Genomic DNA, 1638 nt, shown 5'->3' on the forward strand with positions numbered 1-1638 from the left:
GCCGTCCACCAACCCGCTGAGCCGAGTACGGAATTGGGCGATTCGCCTTCTCGTCACCCGGCAGTGGAACAAGGGTCTTGGCCGGGTCAACGCGCTGCGAGAGTCATACGGACTAGTACTACAGCCGTAGATCGATTGTTGTCGGCGTGTTTGCGCTGTTAGGGGCGGTGACTGCGGCATCTTTCGTAGTTTGTGAGAACTGGCGAAAGCAATGATGCCGCAGCCGCCGCGGCACACAGCATAGACATCGATCGGTGGCGGTGTGGCTTCGATGAGGTGATGGATCGGATCGCGGCGCGGTTCACGCGGTGCGAGGCGTTGCGCAACGCTGGAGCGTTGATGCTGGGGCTGGTCTCTGACATCGGGAAGAAGAATTGTTGGACGCTGGCCGAACTCAGCGGTCACGCCAGCCCGGACCGGTTGCAGCATCTGTTGGCGCGGGCGAGATGGGACGCCGACGCGGTGCGGGATGACCTGCGTCGCTATGTGGTCGATCATCTCGGCGACGACGATGCGGTGCTGGTAGTCGACGAGACCGGCGACGTGAAGAAGGGCGGCTGCACCGTGGGCACCCAACGCCAGTACACCGGCACCGCCGGGCGGATCGAAAACGCCCAAGTGGCAGTGTATTTGACCTACGCCGCGCCGAACGGGCACACCCCTATCGACCGCGAGCTGTACCTGCCGAAATCGTGGGTCGACGACCCCGGGCGGCGCGAACGCGCCGACGTGCCCGCCGCCACCGGATTCGCGACCAAACCCGAGCTGGCCGCGCGGATGATCACCCGCGCGGTGACCGCAGGCACCCCGACGCGGTTCGCCACCGGCGACGAGGTCTACGGCGCCGATCCCGAGCTGCGCATGACCACCGCCGGGTGCGGGCTGGGCTACGTGTACGCGGTCGGGTCCAACCGCACCGTGTCCACCACGACCGGCACCCAGCGGGTGGATGAGCTCGCGCGGTCCCTGCCGTGGCGGGCCTGGCGGCGGGTCAGCGCCGGAACCGGCGCCAAGGGGCAGCGTTGGTACTCCTGGGCGCTGGTCGACATCGCCGGCGACACCGACACCGGCCATCACCATCTGCTGGTGCGCCGTAACGACAAGACCGGTGAACTCGCCTTTTACCGCTGCTACAGCCCGGATCCGGTCACTCTGGCCGACTACGTGCGGGTAGCCGGATGGCGCTGGAAAATCGAGGAGACCTTCCAGACCGGCAAGGGGCTGACCGGGCTGGACGAACACCAGGTCCGAACCTGGACCTCCTGGCACCGCTGGGTCACCCTGGCCCTGCTCGCGCACGCCTTCCTGGCCGTCACCACCGCCGCTCAACGACGCACCGAAGTGTCCGGCTCGACCCCCACAGAATCGCTGATTACCTTGACAGTCAACGAATTCCGCCGACTCTTCGTCGCCCTGATGCTGCGGCCACTGCACGCCGTCGCCGACATCCTGGCCTGGTCGACCTGGCGCCGAAAACACCAAGCTCGAGCCCGCGCCAGCCACCACCGCACACAACATCAACAACAATGAACGCTATCTACGGCTGTAGTACTAGGCCGCACCGATCACGGCGGCGGCGGTGCCCCGGGCGGCGGAGCCGGTGGTGGGGGCGGACCCAGCACCGGCACGGTGATGGGT

Annotated in this window: 1 protein-coding gene; it reads left to right on the forward strand. The window is 66.8% G+C overall.

Going from position 1 to position 1638, the window contains the following annotated elements; genetic code table 11:
* The first annotated feature begins 279 nt into the window (after positions 1 to 279).
* A complete protein-coding gene (locus ACRDU5_RS10555) occupies positions 280 to 1530 on the forward strand; it encodes an IS701 family transposase (RefSeq protein ID WP_526614444.1) in 1251 nt (416 codons plus the stop codon).
* Positions 1531 to 1638 lie beyond the last annotated feature (108 nt).

This window comes from Mycobacterium sp. (assembly GCF_050701515.1).
Classification (GTDB): Bacteria; Actinomycetota; Actinomycetes; order Mycobacteriales; family Mycobacteriaceae; genus Mycobacterium.